The 21,992-nt window shown below is 73.3% G+C and carries 8 protein-coding genes and 2 pseudogenes; 8 read left to right on the top strand and 2 right to left on the bottom strand.

Translation table 11 applies throughout. The features are described 5' to 3' along the window. Positions 1–2 precede the first annotated feature (2 nt). Both ACZ6AA_RS33720 and ACZ6AA_RS33725 read left to right on the top strand, forming a co-directional pair. Positions 3–11,948: pseudogene (locus ACZ6AA_RS33720) on the top strand (SDR family NAD(P)-dependent oxidoreductase); the annotation flags it as partial. 369 nt (positions 11,949–12,317) lie between these two features. Further along, positions 12,318–12,947, top strand: a pseudogene (locus tag ACZ6AA_RS33725) (alpha/beta fold hydrolase); the annotation flags it as partial. Between the two features lie 244 nt (positions 12,948–13,191). Here the strand turns inward: ACZ6AA_RS33725 and ACZ6AA_RS33730 are convergent. Further along, entirely contained in the window at positions 13,192–14,634 is a 1,443-nt protein-coding gene (locus ACZ6AA_RS33730; protein ID WP_468458779.1) for an ArnT family glycosyltransferase, read from the bottom strand. 446 nt (positions 14,635–15,080) lie between these two features. On the opposite strand from ACZ6AA_RS33730, the gene ACZ6AA_RS33735 reads away from it, so the two are divergent. The 5 genes from ACZ6AA_RS33735 to ACZ6AA_RS33755 all read left to right on the top strand — a co-directional run bounded on the left by ACZ6AA_RS33735 (position 15,081) and on the right by ACZ6AA_RS33755 (position 20,944). Continuing rightward, entirely contained in the window at positions 15,081–16,517 is a 1,437-nt protein-coding gene (locus ACZ6AA_RS33735; RefSeq protein WP_468458781.1) for a class I adenylate-forming enzyme family protein, read from the top strand. 83 nt (positions 16,518–16,600) lie between these two features. Further along, complete coding sequence (locus ACZ6AA_RS33740) at positions 16,601–17,554, top strand: ACP S-malonyltransferase (RefSeq protein ID WP_468458783.1); 954 nt, start codon at positions 16,601–16,603, stop codon at positions 17,552–17,554. Then, entirely contained in the window at positions 17,554–18,825 is a 1,272-nt protein-coding gene (locus ACZ6AA_RS33745; RefSeq protein WP_468458785.1) for a cytochrome P450, read from the top strand. Before ACZ6AA_RS33740 ends, ACZ6AA_RS33745 begins: the two co-directional genes overlap by 1 nt. 123 nt (positions 18,826–18,948) lie before the next feature. Next, on the top strand, positions 18,949–20,067 hold the full coding sequence (locus ACZ6AA_RS33750) for an agmatinase family protein (RefSeq protein WP_468458787.1): 1,119 nt from the start codon (positions 18,949–18,951) through the stop codon (positions 20,065–20,067). A gap of 127 nt (positions 20,068–20,194) precedes the next feature. Further along, on the top strand, positions 20,195–20,944 hold the full coding sequence (locus tag ACZ6AA_RS33755) for a thioesterase II family protein (RefSeq protein ID WP_468458790.1): 750 nt from the start codon (positions 20,195–20,197) through the stop codon (positions 20,942–20,944). Between the two features lie 210 nt (positions 20,945–21,154). On the opposite strand, the gene ACZ6AA_RS33760 is transcribed toward ACZ6AA_RS33755, so the two are convergent. Then, positions 21,155–21,355 (bottom strand): hypothetical protein, encoded by a 201-nt coding sequence (locus ACZ6AA_RS33760; RefSeq protein ID WP_289943839.1) that lies wholly within the window; start codon positions 21,353–21,355, stop codon positions 21,155–21,157. Positions 21,356–21,744: 389 nt separating this feature from the next. Here ACZ6AA_RS33760 and ACZ6AA_RS33765 point away from each other — a divergent pair. After that, on the top strand, positions 21,745–21,992 hold a 248-nt coding region (locus ACZ6AA_RS33765), incomplete at its 3' end, for a hypothetical protein (protein ID WP_397622248.1).

Here is a 21,992-nt window from a genome sequence, read left to right on the forward strand (position 1 = left end):
GGGTGACCGCCGACCTCCACGAGACGCGCCAGCGGCTGCGCGACGCCGAGGCGGAGGAGCCCGAGCCCATCGCCATCGTCGGAATGAGCTGCCGCTACCCCGGCGACGTCAGCAGCCCGGAGGACCTGTGGCGGCTCGTGGCCGAGGGTCGCGACGCGCTCTCCGCCTTCCCCGCCGACCGCGGCTGGGACGTCGAAGCCCTCGGCGGCCGCACGGCGGACGGCGACGGCGACCCGGAGCGGCCCGAGCGCGGCGGCGGCTTCGTCTACGACGCCGGTGACTTCGACGCCGCCTTCTTCGGGATCTCGCCCCGCGAGGCCATGGCCATGGACCCCCAGCAGCGCCTCCTCCTGGAGTCCGTCTGGGAGACCTTCGAGCGGGCCGCCATCCCGCCGACCTCCCTGCGCGGCAGCCGCACCGGCGTCTTCGTCGGCGCCACCGCGCAGGGCTACGGCCCCGCCCTCATGGCGTCGCCCGACAACGTCGACGGCTACCTGCTCACCGGTGACGTCTCCAGTGTCATCTCCGGCCGCGTGTCGTACGTCTTCGGCCTCGAAGGCCCGGCCGTCACCGTCGACACGGCCTGCTCGTCCTCCCTCGTCGCGCTGCACCTGGCCGCGCAGGCCCTGCGGCAGGGCGAGTGCGACCTCGCCGTCGCCGCCGGTGTCGCCGTCATGGTCACCTCCGGCGCGTTCGCGGAGTTCAGCCGCCAGGGCGGCCTCGCCTCCGACGGCCGCTGCAAGCCCTTCGCCGAGGCCGCCGACGGCACCGGCTGGGGCGAGGGCGTCGGCGTCCTCGCCCTGGAACGCCTCTCGGACGCCCGCCGCAACGGCCACCAGGTCCTCGCCGTCGTCCGCGGCTCCGCCGTGAACCAGGACGGCGCGAGCAACGGCCTGACCGCCCCCAACGGCCCCTCGCAGCAGCGCGTCATCCGCCAGGCCCTCGCGGCCGCCCGCCTCGCCACCGACGACATCGACGCCGTCGAGGGCCACGGCACCGGCACGGTCCTCGGCGACCCCATCGAGGCCCAGGCCCTCCTCGCCACCTACGGCCAGGACCGCCCCGCCGACCGCCCGCTGCTCCTCGGCTCCGTGAAGTCCAACATCGGCCACACCCAGGCCGCTTCGGGCGTCGCCGGAGTCATCAAGATGGTCATGGCCATGCGCCACGGCATCCTGCCCGAGAACCTCCACACGGACCGCCCCAGCACCCACGTCGACTGGACGGCGGGCGCCGTCGAACTCCTCGACAGTGCCCGCGACTGGCCCGACGCCGGACGCCCCCGCCGCGCGGGCGTCTCGTCCTTCGGCGTGAGCGGCACGAACGCCCACGTCATCGTGGAACAGGCCCCCACGGACGAATCCGCACCCGCCGCGACGGACCCGACGGCGGCCGTGACGCCCAAGGCCGCCGCACCGTGGCTGGTGTCGGGCCGCAGCGCCCAGGCCCTGCGCGCCCAGGCCGAACGGATACGTGACCACGTCACCGCAGACGAGGACCTCCGGCCCGTCGACGTGGGCTGGTCCCTCCTCTCCGGCCGCTCCTCCCTCGAACACCGCGCCGTGCTCTTCGGCCAGGACCGGGACGCGTTCCTGTCCGGCCTGGAGACGGTCGCCTCCGGCGGCGAAGGCCCCGGAGTGGTGTCGGGCTCGGTGGCCGAGGGCCGTCTCGGCGTTGTCTTCACCGGCCAGGGCAGCCAGCGGGTCGGTATGGGGCGTGAGCTGTACGAGACGTTCCCGGCCTTCGCCACGGCCCTGGACGAGGTGTGCGCGCACCTGGACGGGCACCTGGAACGCCCCTTGAAGGACGTCATGTTCGGCTCGGACGCCGAGCTGTTGGAGCAGACGGGGTACACGCAGCCCGCGCTGTTCGCCGTGGAGGTGGCGCTGTTCCGCCTGGCCGAGTCCTTCGGGGTCCGGCCGGAGATCGTCGGCGGGCACTCGATCGGCGAGCTGGCCGCCGCGTACGTAGCGGGATTGTGGTCCTTGGAGGACGCGGCTCGACTGGTCGCCGCACGTGGCCGGTTGATGCAGTCCCTGCCCGAGGGCGGGGCGATGCTCGCGGTCCAGGCCGCCGAGGCGGACGTACTGCCGCTGCTGGCGGGTCTGGAGGACCGTGCCGGTGTGGCGGCCGTGAACGGCCCCGCCCAGGTGGTCCTCTCCGGTGACCGCACCATCCTGGAGGGCCTGGAGGAGAAGCTTCGCGGCGAGGGCCGCAAGGTCCGCTGGCTGAAGGTCTCCCACGCCTTCCACTCCCCGCTCATGGACCCGATCCTGGACGACTTCCGCAAGGTCGCCGCGAACCTGACCTACCAGGACACCGTCCTCCCGGTCGTCTCCAACGTCACCGGGCGCCTCGCCACCGCGAGCGAGCTGAAGGACCCCGGCTACTGGGTCCGCCACATCCGTGAGGCCGTCCGCTTCCACGACGGAGTGGGCGCGCTCACCGGCTTCGGCGTGGCGACCCTCCTGGAGCTGGGCCCGGACTCGGTCCTGACGGCCATGGCGCACGACACCCTCGCCGAGACGGACGCCCAGGTCGGCCTGATCGGCGCCCTGCGCAAGGACCGCCCCGAGCCGGACACGTTCCTGACGGCCCTCGCCAAGGCGCACGTGCGCGGAGCCGACGTCGACTGGACGCCGCTGTACGCCCCCGTCGCGTCGCGCGCCCGCGTCGACCTGCCCACGTACGCCTTCCAGCACGAGCGCTACTGGCCGCGCCCCGGCGTCGGCGGCACCGGTGATGTGCACGCGACCGGGCTGAGCCCGGCGGAGCACCCGCTGTTCGGCGCCGCCGTCGCGCTCGCCGACATGGACGGCTACCTCTTCACGGGCAGACTCTCCCTGACGACCCACCCGTGGCTCGCGGGCCACGCCCTCGGCGGCACGGTCCTGCTGCCCGCCACGGCCTTCGTCGAACTCGCCCTGCACGCCGGGCACCGCGTGGGCTGCGCCCACCTGGAGGAGCTGACCCTCCAGGCGCCCCTGGTCCTGCCCCAGCGCGGCGCAGTGCAGGTGCAGCTCGCCGTGGGCGCAGCCGACACCTTCGGGCGCCGCCCGGTGAACCTCTACTCGCGCCCTCAGCAGACGACCTCCGACGAGCTGTGGTCCGACGAGCCCTGGCAGCGCCACGCCACCGGCACGCTCGCCCCCGCCCCGGCCGCCGCCCCCGCCGAAGCCGACCTCACCCAGTGGCCCCCGGCCGACGCCGAACGGGCCGACACCGAGGCGCTGTACGACAGCCTCGCCGCCGCCGGATTCAGCTACGGCTCGGCGTTCCGGGGCCTGCGGTCGGTGTGGCGGCGCGGCGACGAACTCTTCGCCGAGGTCGCGCTGCCGGAGGACGACCAGGACGACGCCGCCGCGTACGGCCTGCACCCCGCGCTCCTCGACGCCGCCCTGCACCCGCTGGGCCTCGGCACCTTCGTGTCCGACACCGAGCAGGGCCGCATGCCCTTCTCCTGGACCGGTGTGACGCTGCACGCCACGGGCGCGTCCGCGCTGCGGGTGCGCCTCACCGCCGCCGGGACCGACGGTGTGGCCCTCGTCGTCGCCGATGCCTCCGGCGAGCCGGTGGCCGCCGTCGACTCCCTCGTCCTGCGTCCCCTCGCGGTGCCGGACGCGGGCGCCGAACAGGGCGGTCGCCACGACTCGCTGTACCGCGTCGACTGGAGCGTGGCGTCCACGCCGGCTCCCGTGCCGGGCGGGTCCTACGCGGTCCTGGGCGCGGACGAGTCGGGGCTGCGCGCGGCCCTGGAGCGCGCCGGAGCGACGGTCGCGGCGTACCCGGACGTGGCCGCCCTCGCGGCGGCGGTCGACAGCGGTGCGGCGGTCCCGGAGTCCGTCCTCGTCGCCTGCGTCACGGCCGCCGACCGCGCGCCGGGCGTCGCCGGGAACGTGCGCGCCTCCCTCAACGACGCCTTGCGCGCCGTGGGGGAGTGGCTGGCCTTCGAGCGCGGCGACGAGTCCCGTCTGGTCGTGGTGACCTCCGGCGCCGTGGGCGTCGGCGCCGGTGACGTCGTGGCGGCGGCGGGCCTCGTGGACGCCCCGGTGTGGGGCCTGATGCGGTCCGCGCAGTCGGAGAACCCGGGGCGTCTCGTCCTGGTGGACGTCGACGGCGGCGAGCAGGCGCTCGGGCTGCTTCCGGGTGTGCTCGGTCTGGACGAGCCGCAGGTGGCGGTGCGCGGGGACGTGGTGTGGGTGCCGCGCCTCGTGCGTGCCGGTGGGGGCGCGCTGCCGGTCCCGACGGGCGACACCTGGCAGTTGGGCGTCACCGGCCGGGGCACCCTGGAGAACCTGGCGCTGCTGCCCGTGGCCGACGACGCCGAGGTGTCCGGCGGCCGGGCCCTGGAGGCCGGAGAGGTACGGGTCGCGGTCCGCGCGGCGGGCGTCAACTTCCGCGACCCGCTGATCGCGCTCGGCATGTACCCCGGCGACGCGGTGATGGGCACCGAGGGCGCAGGAGTTGTCGTCGAGGTCGGGTCCGACGTCACGGACCTGGCCGTCGGCGACCGTGTCCTCGGCCTGCTGGAGGGCGGCTTCGGGCCGCTGGCGGTCGCCGACGCTCGGATGCTGGCACGCATGCCTCGGGGCTGGTCCTTCGCGCAGGCCGCGTCGGTGCCGACGGTGTTCCTCACCGCGTACTACGCGCTGCGGGACCTCGCCGGACTCGAAGCCGGGGAGTCCGTCCTCGTGCACGCCGCCGCCGGTGGTGTGGGCATGGCCGCGGTGCAGCTCGCCCGGCACTTCGGCGCCGACGTGCACGCGACGGCCAGCACCGGCAAGTGGGACGTCCTGCGGGGCCTCGGCCTCGCCGACTCCCGTATCGCCTCCTCCCGGACCCTCGACTTCGAGACGTCGGTGCTCGCGGAGACCGACGGCCGGGGCGTGGACGTGGTTCTGAATTCCCTCGCGCGGGAGTTCGTGGACGCGTCGCTGCGGTTGCTGCCGCGTGGCGGCCGGTTCGTGGAGATGGGCAAGACCGACCTCCGCGACCCGAGCGCCGTCGCCGAGGACCACCCCGGCGTCACGTACCAGAGCTTCGACCTGATCGACGCCGGACACGACCGCATCAAGGAGATGCTGGCGGAGGTCCTGGAACTGTTCGAGCGGGGCGTGCTGACGCCGCTGCCGGTGCAGGCGTGGGACGTACGGCGGGCGCCGGAGGCGTTCCGCTTCCTGAGCCAGGCCCGGCACGTGGGCAAGGTCGTGCTGACGCTGCCGCCCGTCTTCGACGCGCGGGGCACGGTGCTCGTCACCGGAGCCCTTGGCGGTCTCGGCCGGGTCGTGGCCCGGCATCTGGCGGAGCGGCACGGGGTGCGGGACCTGCTGCTGGTGTCGCGTCGGGGTGAGGACACCCCGGGTGCGGGTGAAGTGCGCGCGGAGTTGGAGGAGTTGGGTGCTTCGGTCACGATCGCGGCTTGTGATGTCGCGGATCGTGCGGCGCTCGCCGGACTGATCGACTCCGTACGTGATGACCTGAGCGCGGTCGTGCATGTGGCGGGTGTGGTGGACGACGGTGTGTTGACGTCGCTGACGCCGGAGCGGTTGGACACGGTGCTGCGTCCGAAGGTGGACGCGGCGGTCAACTTGCATGAGCTGACGGCGGGTCTGGATCTGTCGGCGTTTGTGTTGTTCTCGTCGGCTGCGGGTGTGCTGGGCAGTGCGGGGCAGGCCAACTACGCGGCTGCGAATGCCTTCCTGGATGCTCTGGCTCAGCATCGCCGTGCTCAGGGTCTGCCTGCGACGTCTCTCGCGTGGGGTTTGTGGGCGGACCAGGGCGGTATGGCCGGAGCGCTGGCGGACGAGGACATCGACCGGATGAACCGGGCCGGTGTCGCCGCCCTGTCGGCCGAGGAAGGTCTCGCGCTCCTCGACGCCTCCCTCGCGCAGCCCGACGGCGCCCTCGTCCCGATGAAGCTCGACACGGACGTCCTGCGGCAGCAGTTCGGCGCCGACGTGCCCCCGCTCTTCCGCGCCCTCATCCGCGCCCAGGTCCGCAAGGCCGTCACCGCGCAGGCGGGCGGCTCGGCCGCCGACGGCCAGGAGCCCCTGGCCGAGCGCCTCGCCGGGCTCGCCGCGGAGGACCGCGAACAGTTCCTCGTCGACGTCGTACGCGCCAACGTGGCCGCCGTCCTCGGCTACCCGTCGCCCGAATCCGTCGACGCCGCCAAGGCGTTCAAGGAGCTGGGCTTCGACTCGCTGACCTCCGTCGAACTCCGCAACCGGCTCGGCGGCGCCACCGCCCTGCGGCTCCCCGCAAGCCTCGTCTTCGACTACCCCACGCCCGTCGCCCTCGCCGCCCACCTGCGCACGGAACTGCTCGGCTCGCTCCCCGAGTCGGCCGCCCCGAGCGCCGCCCCCGCGGGCCGAGAGGACACCCCGCGGGACGCGGCCGACGAGCCCATCGCCATCGTCGCGATGAGCTGCCGCTACCCCGGCGGCGTACGGTCCCCCGAGGACCTGTGGCGCATGGTGGCCGCCGGTGCGGACGGCCTGTCCGGGTTCCCGGTCAACCGGGGCTGGGACGTCGCCGCCCCCGCGGGCCTCGACGGCACGGACGGCGACGACGGCCTGACGTACGTCACGACCGGCGCCTTCCTGCACGACGCCGACGAGTTCGACCCGGACTTCTTCGGCATCAACCACCGCGAGGCCCTGGCCATGGACCCGCAGCAGCGGCTCCTCCTGGAGACCTCCTGGGAGGCCGTCGAACGCGCGGGCATCGTCCCGGCGTCCGTGCGGGCCAGCGACACCGGCGTCTTCGTCGGCCTGTCGACACAGGGCTACTCGACCACCCTGAACGGCGCCGAGGGCGTCGAGGGCTACGTCATGACCGGCGACGCGGCGAGCGTCGCCTCCGGCCGCCTCTCGTACTCCTTCGGCTTCGAGGGCCCGGCCGTCACCGTCGACACGGCCTGCTCCTCCTCGCTCGTCGCCCTGCACCTGGCTGTGCAGGCGCTGCGCCAGGGCGAGTGCGCGATGGCGCTCGCGGGCGGCGCGGCGGTCATGCCGACACCCACCTCGTTCGCCGAGTTCAGCCGCCAGCGCGGCCTGGCCCCCGACGGCCGCTGCAAGTCCTTCGCCGCGGGCGCGGACGGCACCGGCTGGGGCGAGGGCGTGGGCATGCTCGTCCTGGAGCGCCTGTCCGACGCCCAGCGCAACGGCCACCAGGTCCTCGCCGTCGTCCGCGGCTCGGCGATCAACCAGGACGGTGCCAGCAACGGCCTCACCGCCCCCAACGGCCCGTCCCAGCAGCGCGTCATCCGTGCCGCCCTCGCCAACGCCCGCCTCACACCCGCCGACGTCGACGCCGTCGAGGCCCACGGCACCGGCACGGTCCTCGGCGACCCCATCGAGGCCCAGGCCCTCATCGCCACCTACGGCAAGGACCACCCCGAGGACCGGCCCCTGTGGCTCGGCTCGCTGAAGTCCAACATCGCCCACACCCAGGCCGCCGCCGGAGTCGGCGGCGTCATCAAGACGGTCATGGCGATGCGCCACGGCACCCTGCCGAAGACGCTGTACGTGGACGCCCCGACCCCCGAGGTCGACTGGTCCGGCGCGGGCGTCGAGCTGCTGACCGAGGCCCGCGACTGGCCCGCACGGGAGGACGGGGCGCCGCGCCGCGCGGGCGTGTCCTCGTTCGGCATCAGTGGGACGAACGCCCACGTCATCCTGGAGCAGGCCCCCGAGGTCTCTGAGGTCTCTGAGGTCTCCGAGGCGGCCGAGGCTGCTCAGGAGACCGCCGCGGGGACTGCCGGATCCACCGGCACCCCCGAGCTGTCCCAGCCCCCCGTCATCCCCCTCACCCTCACCGCCAAGACCCCGGAGTCACTCCCGGGCCAGGCCGCCCGCCTGCGGGAGCACCTCCTGGCGCACCCCGACCTCGAACTCGGCGATGTGGCCTGGTCGTTGGCGGTGGCGCGGTCCCGCTTCGAGCACCGGGGCGTCGTCCTCGGCCAGGGCCGGGACGAGCTCCTCAGCGGACTTGAGGCGCTGGCGCAGGGCGACACGACCGCGCGGAACGTGGCCTCGGGCCGCGCGCAGGGAGGCACGGTCCGCCCGGTGTTCGTCTTCCCCGGCCAGGGCTCCCAGTGGGCCGGGATGGCCCGTGAACTCCTCGACGCCTCACCGGTGTTCGCGGAGCGGATGAGGGAGTGCGGTGACGCGCTTTCGGAGTTCGTCGAGTGGAATCTCTTCGACGAGCTGAGCGGGGACAACTTCGACCAGGTGGACGTGGTCCAGCCGGTCCTGTTCGCCGTGATGGTCTCCCTGGCCGCCACCTGGCAGGCCGCCGGTGTCGAACCCGCCGCCGTCGTCGGGCACAGCCAGGGCGAGATCGCCGCCGCGTGCGTCGCGGGCGTCCTGAGCCTGCGCGACGCCGCCCGCGTCGTGGCCCTGCGCAGCCGGGCCATCCGAGAGCTGTCCGGCAAGGGCGGCATGGTCTCCCTCGTCCTGCCGCAGGACGAGACCGCGGCGCTCCTGGAGGCCTGGGACGGCCGCATCGAGATCGCGGCCGTCAACGGGCCCTCCCAAGTGGTCGTCTCCGGCGACCCCGAAGCCCTCCAGGAGCTGATCGCCGAGTGCGCCGCGCGGGAACTGCGCGCCCGCGCCATCCCCGTCGACTACGCCTCCCACTCCTCGTACGTCGAGCAGATCGAGGCCCGTATCGACGAGGCGCTGGCCGAGGTGGCGCCGAGCGCCGCCCGGACCCCGCTGTACTCGACCCTCACCGGCACCTGGCTGGACGCCGACACGCCCATGGACGCGGGCTACTGGTACCGCAACCTGCGCCACACCGTCCTCTTCGAGCAGGCCACCCGCGGCCTGCTCGCCGAAGGGCACGGGCTGTTCCTGGAGATGAGCCCGCACCCGGTCCTCACCGTCCCGGTGCAGGAGACCATCGACGCCACGCCGCACACCGGCGCGATCGCGCTCGGCTCGCTGCGGCGCGACGAGGGCGGCCCCGAGCAGCTGTACGCCGCACTCGCCGCAGCACACGTCCACGGCGCCGCACTCGACTGGCGGGCCCTCCTGCCCGGCGAGCGCACCGTCGTCGACCTGCCCACGTACGCCTTCCAGCGGCAGCGCTTCTGGCCCGCGCCCGCCGCCGCGGGCACCGGCGACGTCACCGCCGTCGGCATCGAGTCCGCGGGACACCCGCTGCTCGGCGCCAGCGTGGAACTCGCCGACGCCGACCAGCACCTGCTCACCGGACGGCTCACCCGCCGCACCCACCCCTGGCTCGCGGACCATGCGGTGGGCGACACCGTGCTGCTGCCCGGCACCGCGTACGTCGAGATGGCGCTGCGCGCCGGGGACGAGGTCGGCTGCGGCCTCGTCGAGGAGCTGACCCTCCAGGCGCCCCTCGTCGTCGCCGAGGACGACACCGTCACCCTCCAGGTGTGGGTCGGCGCCCCCGACACCGCGGGCCGCCGCCCGCTCACCGTGTCCTCGCGGTCCCAGGGCGCCACCGACGCCCCGTGGACGCGGCACGCCACCGGCACCCTCGGCGAGGCGCCGGCCGAGCCCGCGTCCGCGCAGGAGGACGGGACACTGGCCGTGTGGCCGCCCGAGGGCGCCGAAGCGGTCGCCGTCGACGGGTTCTACGAGCGCCTCGCCGAGGGCGGGCTCGCCTACGGCCCGGCGTTCCAGGGGCTGCGCGCCGCCTGGCGGGACCCTGCGGGGGACGCCGTCTACGCCGAGGTCCACCTGCCCGAGGACGCGCACCGGGACGCCCGCGCGTTCGGCGTGCACCCGGCGCTCCTCGACGCCGCCCTGCACGCCGTCGCCCTCGCGCCCTTCGCGGAGACCGACGGGGTGCGGCTGCCGTTCGCCTGGAGCGGCGTCACCCTGGCCGCACAGGGCGCCACCGTCCTGCGGGTCCGGATACGCCCCGACGGCACCGGGGGAGTGGCCCTGCTGTTCGCCGACGACACCGGCGCTCCGGTCGCCCGCGCCGACTCCCTCGAACTGCGCCCCGTCGCCCCCGGGCAACTGCGCGCGGCCTCCGGCGGCGGCCACCGCGACGCCCTCTTCCAGGTCGAGTGGACACCGCTGCCCACGGGCACGGCCGACGCGACCGGCACCACCTGGGCGACGGTCGGCCCCGACCCGCTGCGGGCCGGTGCCGAACTCGCCTCGTCCGGCGCGCACGTGGCGGCGTACGAGGACATCGACGCGCTGTACGCGGCCCTCGACGAGGGCGCCGACGCACCGGGCACGCTGCTCGTGTCCTTCACGGAAGGGTCGGACACCGACGGGGCCGATGCCGAGGGGCCGGTCGGGACGGCCGACTCCCTGGACGCCGAAGGCACCGCCGGGCGTGCCCGCGCCGCCCTGGGCCGGGCCCTCGCCCTGCTCCAGACCTGGCAGACCGACGCGCGCCTTTCCGGCACCCGGCTCGTCCTGGTGACGCGGGGCGCGGTCGCCGCCGACGACGGCGACGTGCCGGACCTCGCACACGCCCCGCTGTGGGGCCTGGCACGCTCGGCCCAGTCCGAGCAGGCCGGTGGCCCGGACGGGGCGGGGTGCGTGCTGTTCGACCTGGACGCGGTGCACGGCGGGGACGCGGTGCACGGTGTCGACGGTGCGGGCAGCGCGGGTGCCGAGGGCGACGCGAGCGCCGAGGGCCACGCCCACCCGGCCGACCGGCCCTCCGCCGCCGCCCTGCTCCTCGCCGGGCTTGCCCTGGACGAGCCGCAGTTGGCGGTACGCGAAGGGGTGCTGCTCGCACCCCGGCTCGTGCCCGCCCCGGCTCCGGCGACGACACCGGCCGTCGACGGCGGCGCCACCGAGGCCGACGCCGCCGAGGCCGGCATCCCCAAGGGCGCGGCGTCCACCGCGCCCCGCACCCCCGACCCCCACGGCACCGTCCTCATCACCGGCGCCACCGGCACCCTGGGCGCCCTCGTCGCCCGCCACCTGGTGACCGAGCACGGGGCCCGGCACCTGCTCCTGACCGGGCGCCGGGGCCCCGACGCGCCGGGCGCCGCCGAGCTGGTCGCCGCACTCGAAGGACTCGGCGCCGAGGCCCGCGTGGTCGCCTGTGACGTCGCCGACCGGGGGGCGCTGGCCGCCGTGCTCGCCTCGGTCCCCGCAGCGCACCCGCTGACCGCGGTCGTGCACACGGCCGGAGTCCTCGACGACGCCCTCGTGGGGTCCCTGACGCCCGAGCGCCTGGACACGGTCCTGCGGCCCAAGCTGGACGCCGTCCTCAACCTGGCCGAGCTGACGGTAGGTCAGGACCTGGCGGAGTTCGTCCTGTTCTCCTCGGCGGCCGCCACCTTCGGCAGCCCCGGCCAGGGCAACTACGCGGCGGCCAACGCCTTCCTCGACGCCTTCGCGCACCACCTGCGGTCCCGGGGCGTCCCCGCCACGGCGCTCGCCTGGGGCCTGTGGGCCGAGAGCAGCGAGATGACAGGCCACCTCGACGAGGCACGCCGCACCCGCATCTCGCGCGGCGGTGTCCTGCCGCTGTCGTCGCGGGAGGGCGTCGAACTCTTCGACGCGGCCCGCTCGTCGGGCGCACCCCTGCTCCTTCCCGTGCGCCTCGACACGGCGGCCCTGCGGGCGGGAGCGCGCCAGGGCGAGGCCGTGCCGCCGCTGCTGCGGCGCCTGGTGCGGGCCCAGGCCCGCCGGGCCGCCGCCGGGGCCGCGGCATCGGAGGCGGAGGCCTTCGCGCGCCGCCTGGCCGCGGCGTCCGCCGACGAGCGGGCGAAGCTGCTCATCGCCCTGGTGCGGGACCAGGCCGCGGCCGTGCTCGGGCACGCGTCCGCCGACCGGGTCGAGGACGAACGCGGCTTCCTGGAGCTGGGCTTCGACTCCCTCACCGGCGTCGAGCTGCGCAACCGCCTCATGGCCGCGACCGGCCTGCGGCTCCCGGCGACCCTGGTCTTCCAGAACCGCACGCCGAGGGCGCTCGCCGACCGCCTCGCCACCGACCTGGACCAGGCCGCGCCCGCGGGCCAGGACACGACGCCCCCGCGCGAGCGGACCGCCGGGCAGGCGCAGCCCGCCCGGACGGCCACGGCGCCGACGGCCGCCACCGCCGTGGGGCAGGCCACCCCGGCCCCGCTCCCCGTCGCCGCGCCCCGGCCCGCGACCGGTCTCGCCGAGCTGTACGACGAGGCCGCGCGGCAGGGCCGGGCCGACGACCTGATCCCGCTGCTGCGGACCATGGCCCAGTTCCGTGCCTCGTTCACGGGCGAGGCCGAACTCGACGCGCCCCGCGCCCCGTTCACGCTGGCGCGCGGCGAGGAGCCGGTCGGCGTGGTCCTGTTCACGTCGTACGTCGGCCGCTCCAGCGCGTACGACTACGCCCGCTTCGGCGCGTACTTCCGCGACCGGCGCGACGTCAGCGTCATCACCCACCCCGGCTTCCTGGAGGGCGAGTTGCTGCCCGCCGACAAGGAGGCGCTGGTGCGGCTGCACGCCGACACCGTGCTGCGGCACACCGGAGGCAAGCCGTACGTGCTCGCCGGCCACTCCTCCGGCGGGCTCGTCGCGCACGCCGTGGCACGGGAGTTGGAGGAGCGCGGCGCCGGTCCGGCGGGCGTGGTCCTGGTGGACACGTACGTCGAGGAGAAGGCGCTCGGCGACATGGCCGCCGCCATGGGCAAGCAGCTCAGCGACCGCTACGACTCCGCGCCGGACGCCGAGGGCACGGCGGCCGCGGACGCCGACGGCGACGACTGGGGCGACGCCTGGGTCACCGCCATGGCCCGCTACATGTTCCTCGGCCTGCTGCCCGACGCCATCGAGGCGCCGACGCTCCTGGTCCGGGCGAGCGAGCCCCTCATGGAGTGGACGCAGGAGTACGACTGGCGGCCCTCCTGGAAGCTGGAGCACACCGCGGTGGACGTGCCCGGCACGCACTTCACGGTGATGGAGGAGCACTCGCACACCACGGCCCGCGCCGTCGAGGAGTGGCTGGACCGCCTCTGACCGAGCGGCACGACGGCCCCGCCCCCGCACACCGGGGGGCGGGGCCGTCGCCGTACACCGATGAGGGCGGGCCGTCGCCCCGCATACCGGGCAGGCCCGTCGTCGTACCAGCACCCCCGCACACGCACCCAGCCACCCCGGCCGCGCACACGCTCACGCCCACACACGCGCACCCGCACCGCACGCACGACGAAGGCCCGCCCCCGCGTTCCTCCGCGGGGACGGGCCCTCAGACAGCGAGACCTCAGGACAAGTGGCCGTAGTCCGGCCAGATCTTGGACCAGGGCTTGGTGCGGCCCTCGAGGATCCACACCGGGACGCCGTCGACGAAGCTCTCGCCGGGGCCGCCCTCGGCCGTCGCGGCCTTGCGGACCTTCGTGAAGTACGGCTTGAGCTTCGCGACGTCGGAGCCCACGTACAGGACCGGGCCCGAGGAGTCGGCCGGTGCGCCGAAGTACCAGTAGCCGCGGTGGCCGCTGTAGGCGGGCGGCAGATCGCGGTCGGGGCCGAAGTGGTCGACGGCGCCCGCCTCCTGGTAGTACTGCGTGACCACCACGGCACGCTTCCGCTCGGCGGCGGGCAGCGCCTTGTTGGCCTTGTCGACCGCGTCGATGAGGTGCGGCCAGCGCAGGGTCTCGGCGGTCATCGGGTTGTTCTTCGGCTGTTCGGTCTTCGTGACCTGCGACACCGGATACACCGGCAGCGAGAGCGCCACGCACACCAGCGCCGTCAGGGCCACCACCGGCCACGTCGCCAGCCACCGCCACCAGCGGGCCCCGCCCCCGCGCGCCAGCTCCACCGCGCCCGCGGCCCACAGCGGCGCGAAGGCGCCCACCACGTACGCGGGACGGCCGCCGGTGACCAGGAACACGGCCGTCAGACCGAGGAACGTCCAGGCCAGGAAGCGGTAGGGGGCGAGCTGCGGCGACCGCAGCAGGCGGACGAGCCCGTACACCAGGACGACGGTGAACACACCGCCGGACAGCACGATCAGATACGGCAGGAAGCCCGCGCGGCCGCCGAGTATCCCCTCGTCGGCGAGGACCTGGGACATCTCCATCTGCGGCCAGTCGTTCTGCGCCTGCCAGATCAGACCCGGCAGCGACGTGACGGCCGCGACGGCGGCGCCCAGCCACAGCGCCTTGCGGCGCAGCAGCTCGCGCGGGCCGGCCACGAAGAGGCACACGGCGAGGACGGCCCAGAAGCCGACGATCAGATACTTGCCCTGCAGTGCCAGAGCCGTCGCCAGCCCCGCGAACAGCAGCAGCCGGTCCTCGCGGGTGCGCACCCAGCGGATCAGGAGCCAGTTGACGACCGTCCACAGGAACAGGTCGAGCGCCATCGTCGACAGCGCGTGCCCGCTGATCAGGACGGCGGGGGCGAAGCCGTACGCGGCGGCCGTGAGGACCTGCGCCCGGCGCTCGCCGCCGAACTCCCGGGCGACGAGGGCGGCGACGAGCGCGCCCGCCACCGTGAGCAGCACCGGGAGCAGCCGCAGTGCGAACAGCGAGCCGCCCGTCACCGCGTCGATGCCGTGGGCGAGCAGCGGAAGCAGCACCGGCTGGTCCGCGTACCCCCAGTCCAGGTGCTGTCCGGCGCCGAGGAAGTACAGCTCGTCGCCCTGGAACCCGTACCGCGTGCTGACCAGGAGCAGCGCGAGACCGGCCGTGCCCGCGACCGCGCCCACCCAGCGCCCGGCGAACGGCGGCGGTGTGGCGACATCCGGCGCCGCACCTTCCTCCCGTTCCCGCCGTGCGGTTTTTTCCGCCTCGGGTACCGATGGCGTCTGCTGGTCTTTAATATCCTGTTCGTGTTCCTGTTCCGGTACGTGACCGGTCTCTGTCCGAACTCCCACCGGGACCTCCGCGGCTTATGCGGTACATGGCGTAATCACCGTCGAAGGTAGCGCTTGACATGGCCCGTCAGCTTGCCCCTGCAACCGGCAAGTTGGCTGCTCAGGGGGGACTAGGGGGAAGATAGGGGTTCTGCTGCTCAGGCACGCTGAATAGCTTCTACCGTAGGTCCTCGGAAGGCTCGGCTGCGCGCGGAGCCGACCGGGGCGGGAGAAATGCTCGACCTTATCGTGCCTATCGAGCCCGATGATTCTCAAGTTTGGGAAAGGGGGCGGCTTTGATGACACCTCACATATTCACCGGGGATTCGGCGCGGACCTTCGCCGAATTCGAGCAGGAGACCTTGCGGGTCGCGATGGTCCTGCGCGCGGAGGGCGTCCGACCGGGAGACCGGGTCCTGCTCAAGGCCGGCAACTCTGCGGCCTGGCTGAACGCCTTCTTCGCGCTGATGCACGTCGGCGCCTCCATCGTCCTCGTCGACCAGCAGGAGCACGCGCGCGAGACCGGCCGCATCGTCGAGCGCACCCGCGCCCGGCTCTGTCTGTACGACGACGACGCCCCCGTACCGGCCGAGACGCGCGACGCCGTCTACCTGTACAAGCTGCTCGTCGAGGCGTCCGGCCTGGTCCCGACCGAGCAGGCCCTCGACTTCGACGCCTGGTGCGCCCTGCCCGACGGCCTGATCATGTGGTCCTCCGGCTCCACCGGCACCCCCAAGGGCGTGGTGAAGAACGGCGGCCGCTTCCTGGAGAACCTGCGGCGCAACGCCGACCACATGGGCCACGGCCCCGGCGACGTCCTGCTTCCGCTGCTGCCCTTCGCCCACCAGTACGGCCTGTCGATGGTCCTCATCGCCTGGCTCGCCAAGTGCTCCCTCGTCGTCGCGCCCCACCGGCGCCTCGACCGGTCCCTGCTGATGGCCGGGCAGTGCGGCGTCACCGTCATCGACGCCACCCCGGCCACGTACCGCAGCATGCTCAACCTCGCCCGGCGCCAGAGCGACGTGCGCGCCGCCCTGGGCGGCGTCCGCATGTTCTGCAGCGGCGCGGCCCCCCTCGACCCGGCCCTGTCCGACGCCTACGTCGACTCCTTCGGGCAGCCGCTGCTCGACAGCTACGGCAGCACCGAGCTGGGCAACATCGCCTTCGCCACCATCGACAACCCCGTCGCCTGCGGCCGTGTCATGAACGGCCTGCGCCTGAGCGTGCAGGACGACGACGGCAACGCCCTGCCCGCCGGGGAGATGGGCGAACTCGTCGTCAACACCCCCGACATGATGGCCGGTTACCTCGCCGAGGACGGCACCGTCGACCCCGTCGACCAGGGCTGGTACCGCACCGGCGACCTCGGTCACGTCGACGCCGACGGCAACCTCTTCGTCGCGGGCCGCAAACTCGCCGTGCACCGCATGGGCTACACCCTCTACCCGGAGATCATCGAGCGGAGGGCCGCCGCTGCGGGCTGCGCCGTCAAGGTGATCGCCCTGCCGGACGACGCGCGCGGCGCCGAACTCGTCTTCTTCGTCGAGGACGCGAGCGGCCGGGACGTCGCCGAGTGGCGCACCCGCATCAAGGACGCCCTGCCCTCGTACGAACACCCCAACCGGGTCGTCGTCATCGACAGCTTCCCCCTCAACCGCAACGGCAAGCCCGACCGCCGCGCCCTTGAGCAGCGGGCGGCCGAGCGGAGCACTGCGGAACTCGCCACCTCGGCCTGAGCCCCGCAGGGGCGGCGGACCGACCAGCCAGAGCAGCCACACCAGCCAGACCAGCTTGACCAGCCAGACCAGACAGAGCGGACATGATGACGACCGACCAGGCACGCAGCGCCGTGGTGTTTCCGGGCATGGGGCCCTCGCGCTTCACCGACGTGGGCAAGTTCATGATGATCGACCCCTTCGTGCGGAAGCGCCTCGCCGCCGCCGACGACGCGCTGGGCCGCTCCGTCCTGGACGAATTCCGCACCGCGGGAACGGACTTCGGGGCGTTCGCCCAGGTCGCCTTCTTCATCAACTCGGTGGCCCTGGCGGACCGGGCCGTCGAGACCCAGGGCCTCGCCCCGGACGTCTGCGTCGGCTTCAGCTTCGGCCAGAAGGCCGCGACCGCCTTCAGCGGTGCCCTGCCGTTCGCCGAGGCCGTCCGCCTCACCCATGAACTCGCCCTGTGCGAACAGCGGTTCTTCGAGGAGGAGCACCAGGACCTGGTGACGCTCACCATCACCCGGGTGCCCCCGGCGGCACTCGACGAGGTCCTCGGCGAGCTGGCCGAGCGCGGTGAGTTCCACGAGGTCTCCGGCCACCTCGACGAGGGCATGCACATGGTCACGATGCGCGAGCAGGTCCTGGAGTCCTTCCAGCGCCGCATCAGCGCCGTCGGCGGCTACTCGCTGTACTCCATGAAGCCGCCCGCGCACTGCCGCGTCCTCACCGGCCTGCGGGCCCGCGTCGAGGAGGAGGTCCTCGCCAAGTTCGACGTCGCCGACCCCGAACTGCCCCTGGTCGCCGACCACGACGGCTCCCTGATCACCCGCGCCGACCAGCTGCGCACCCTGCTCCTCGACACCTTCGACCACCCGGTCCGCTGGCACCCGGTCGTGGACACCCTGCGCGGCATGGACGTGCGCACGGTCCACGTCACCGGCCCGGACCGGCTCATCCACCGCCTCGACGTCACCACCCGCGCCTTCGACGTGGTGGCACTGGGACCGGAGCAGGCCCTCCGGCCCGCCAGGACCGCCTCTCGCAAGGAGCAGTGATGACCACGCTCATGGACAGCAAGTCGGCCGGGTTCAAGTTCAGCGCCAAGCTCGGCGCGACCCGCGCGATCCTGCGCGCCTTCGGCGTGTTCGGAGACCCCTTCACCCGCCTGCTCCAGGGCCAGGAGGACCCGTACCCGCTGTATGCGAAGGTACGTCAGCGGGGCCCCGTGCACCGCAGCCACCTGGGCACCTGGGTCACCGGCAGCCACGAGCTGGGCAGCCGGATCCTGCGGGACCGCACCCTGTTCCTCAACCGCGAACAGGGCGGTGTGCCGGGCCACGAGATGATGGCCGAGATCCCCTGGAACAGCTCCATCCTCGGTCTCGACCCGCCCGACCACACCCGCCTGCGCCGTCTCGCGCAGCCCGCCTTCGGCCCCCGGATGATCAGCAAGTACCGGGTCCAGGTGGAGAAGCTCTGCAACGGCCTGCTCGACGACCTGTCCACCCGCGACGGCTTCGACCTCATCGAGGACTTCGCCGGACCCCTGCCGCTGTTGGTGATCGGGGAGCTCCTCGGCGTCCCCGAGGAGTACCACGACCGGTTCATCCGCGCCGGACGCAAGGTCGGGCCCGTCATCGACGGAGTCAAGTCCCTGAAGATGGCACGGGACTTCCGCGGCGCCGTCGACGACCTCGACCAGGTCTTCACCGAGCTGATCGAGCTGCGCTCCAAGGACCCCGGCGACGACCTCATCAGCCGCCTCACCGTGGCCAACGAGGAAGGCAAGCTCAGCACCGAGGAACTCCTCGCCTTCTGTACCGTCCTCGCCGTCACCGGCTTCGAGACCACCACCAACCTCATCGGCAACGCCGTCCTCGCGATGACCGGCGACCGCGCCCAGTGGGACCTGCTGCGCGAGGACCCCGACCTGGCGCCGCGCGCCGTCGAGGAGACCCTGCGCTACGACTCGCCCGCCCTCCAGGCCCAGCGCGTCCCGCACGGCGACATCGCGCTCGCCGGCCACCACATCCGGGCCAACAGCTCCGTGGTCGTCCTCATCGGCGCCGCCAACCGCGACCCCGAGGTGTACGACGAGCCGGACCGCTTCGACCTCACCCGCGAGAACCCGGCCGAGCACCTGTCGTTCTCCGGCGGCATCCACTACTGCATCGGCGCCCCGCTGGCCCGCATGGAGGGCGAGACCGCGCTGCGCGTCCTCGCCGAACGGCTGCCGGACCTGCGCGTCGCCGGGCCCGTGGTGCGCCGCAGCTCGCCCGTGATCAGCGGCTGCACCCGGCTGCCCGTCAGCGGCACCCCCGGGTGAGACCGGGCACCGGCCACCCCGCGTGAGCACCCCCGGGTGCCAGAGGACCACCCGCAGTACCGGCGGGGCCGCGCCCACGGGCGTCGCCGCGCCGGGGACGAACCCGCGTATCCGAGGAGAGAGATGAGCGAGACACCCGAGTCCGAGGCCTGGCGGCGGGAGGTCGATCGCTCCACCTTCCCGCGGCGCGACCCCGGCCCCATCGACCTGCGCCGCTACTACGTCCAGCCGTCCTACTCGGGCGTGCCCACCTTCATGGGCGTCCCCCTGGCCCTCAACCAGGAGGACCTGCGCGCGGGCGGCGTGGACGTGGCCGTGGTGGGCTGCCCCGTGGACGTCTCCAGCGGACACCGCGGCGCCGCCTACGGCCCCCGCGCCATCCGCGCCGACGAGCGCTACCTGTACGCCACGCCCGAGGGGTTCGTGCACTCCGCGACCCGCGTCAACCCGTTCAACGTCCTGAAGGTCGTCGACTACGGCGACGCGGCCGTCGACCCCTTCGACATCACCCGGTCCATGGAGCCCATCCGCGGCCTGGTCCGCGAGATCGCCGAGGTCGGGGCCAGGCCCGTCGTCCTCGGCGGCGACCACTCGCTGCTGTGGCCGAGCGTCGGCGCGCTCTCGGAGGTGCACGGGCGCGGCTCCATCGCCGTCATCCACTTCGACGCGCACCCCGACTGCCACGAGGAGCTGTTCGGGCACCGCGCCACCCACACCACGCCGATCCGCCGCCTCATCGACGAGGAGATGGTGCCCGGCCCGAACATCATCCAGGTCGGCATCCGCACCATCTCGGGACCCGACGACCAGCTGTTCAACTGGATGCGACGGGCCGGCATGCGCTCGCACTTCATGGCGGAGATCGAGCGCATCGGCTTCGCGGCGGTCGTCGACAAGGTCATCGAGGAGGCCAAGGCGGTCGCCGACCACGTCTATCTGTCCCTGGACATCGACGTCCTCGACCCCGCGTACGCCCCGGGCACCGGCACCCCCGAGCCCGCCGGGCTCAACACCCGCGAACTGTTCATGGCCCTGCGCCGGATCGCCCACGAGACCGACCTGATCGGCATGGACGTGGTCGAGGTCGCCCCGCACCTGGACGCGGGCTACTCCACCGCCATGAACGCCCGCAGGGCCGTCTTCGAGGCGCTGACCGGCCTCGCCCTGAACCGCATCAAGATCTCCAGCAAGAACTACGCGAACCCGATCGTGGCCGGTGAGGTCCGCTTCCCGCTGCGCTGAGCGCGGCGGGATCCCGGGCGCGTACCGCGCACGCGTCGAAGGCGGGCCACGGCCCGCCTTCGACCCGTTCACCAGCCCTTCTCAGGCCCTTCTCAAGCCCGTCGAAGACCATGGATGGAACCCCGTCATGACGACCGCCGCCTCCGCCGACCTGTGGGTCCGCAGCTATCACCCGGCCCCCGGCGCCACCGCCCGACTGGTCTGCTTCCCGCACGCGGGCGGCTCGGCCAGCTTCTACTTCCCCGTGTCGGCCGCCCTGAGCACGGTCGCCGACGTCGTCGCCGTGCAGTACCCGGGCCGCCAGGACCGGCACACGGAGAAGGGCATCGAGTCCATCGCCGAGCTGGCCGACCGCGCCGCGGATGCCCTGCGCGCGTACGACGACTCGCTGCCGCTGACCTTCTTCGGCCACAGCATGGGCGCCGTGCTCGCCTTCGAGGTGGCTCGCCGCCTGGAGCGCGACGGCCGTGCCCCCGTGCACGTCTTCGCCTCCGGCCGCCGCGCCCCCTCCAGCCACCGCCCGGAGAACGTCCACCAGCGCGACGACGACGGCGTCATCGCCGAGATGCGCAAGCTCAGCGGCACCGACCCGCGGGTCCTCGGCGACGACGAGGTGCTGCGCATGGTGCTGCCCGCCATCCGCAGCGACTACACCGCGATCGAGACCTACCGCGCCGAGCCCGGCGCGCAGATCGGCAGCCCCATCACCGTCCTGGTCGGCGACGACGACCCGCGCACGACCCTCGACGAGGCCCGGGCCTGGGAGCCGCACACCCTGGGCACCTTCGACATGAAGGTGTTCCCCGGCGGTCACTTCTACCTGACCGACCACGCCCAGGACGTCATCGCCGTCCTCAAGGCGCACTTCACGTCGTAGAACAGCACATGGCGGGTCGGTCGGCGCGTGTCATCGCGCGGACCGACCCGCCATGTCGTTTCCGGGTCGTTTCCGGGCCGGGGCGTCCGTGGACCCGGCCGTTTTCGGGCATGAAGAAACCCGGTGGCCGGTTACGGGGGAGAACCGGCCACCGGGAGCTTGTCCCCCTGCGGCAGCAGGGGAGTGAAAAACACCCGGGGGAGGGGGATTTCAGTTGTGTACGGACTTACGGGTACGTGAACTCGCGCAGAACGCGAGGATGACCAGACCGACCACGCCGATCGCCAGGCTCACCCACGAGGGGCTGTCGTCACCCAGGAGTGCCGTGACACCGAATTTTGTGTCCCAAATACGCTCGGTCAGGAATGAACCGAATCCCTGAACCGCCAGGACGATGCCGACCCACAGCATGTCGCTCCTCAAATGATCTGTTCGGGTGAGCAGTCTTGTTGCTTCTCGCGCCGCGCCCCGGCCGGTGTTGCTTGTGTGTTGCTCCTGCCGGGCTGCCAACAAGACTTATTCAACCGGTTGACGCCGGTGGTGAGGCAGAGGGAAACGTTGGTACCACTACCGACGAAAGTAGTGACCGACTCCGGCGTTCCCCCTCTCGTGGACCTGGTGTGCCGAGGGCGCGAGGTGCACGACTCTCGCCCCTGATGCGTTGGCCAGGGGTCGCGAAAGCCGCTAAGGGGACGTTAAAGCCCCAGGTCAGGGCTGCGGGTAGGGCCCAGCCGCCGCACGCATTAAGCTCTGGACGACCCACAGAGCGCGAAGCCGACATGTACGGGGGTGGGCTTGTCGTGCAGCCAGCCAGGACGTCCGGAGAAAAGTCCGACGACGAGTCCGGCAAGCCATCCGTTTTCCGCCCGACGGCGACCGACATCACCCTGCTGACAGCCCTGATCGTCCTCAACGTCGTCGTGGCCGTCTGGAACGAAACCCATCACGAAGGCCATCCGCGGTTTGGGCCGTGGGCGGGGTTGGGGTTGCAGGTGGTTGTGGTGGTGGTGTTGGTGGTGCGGCGGGTGTGGCCGTTGTTTGTGTTGGG

The sequence above is a fragment of the Streptomyces sp. NPDC040610 genome, from assembly GCF_055594065.1.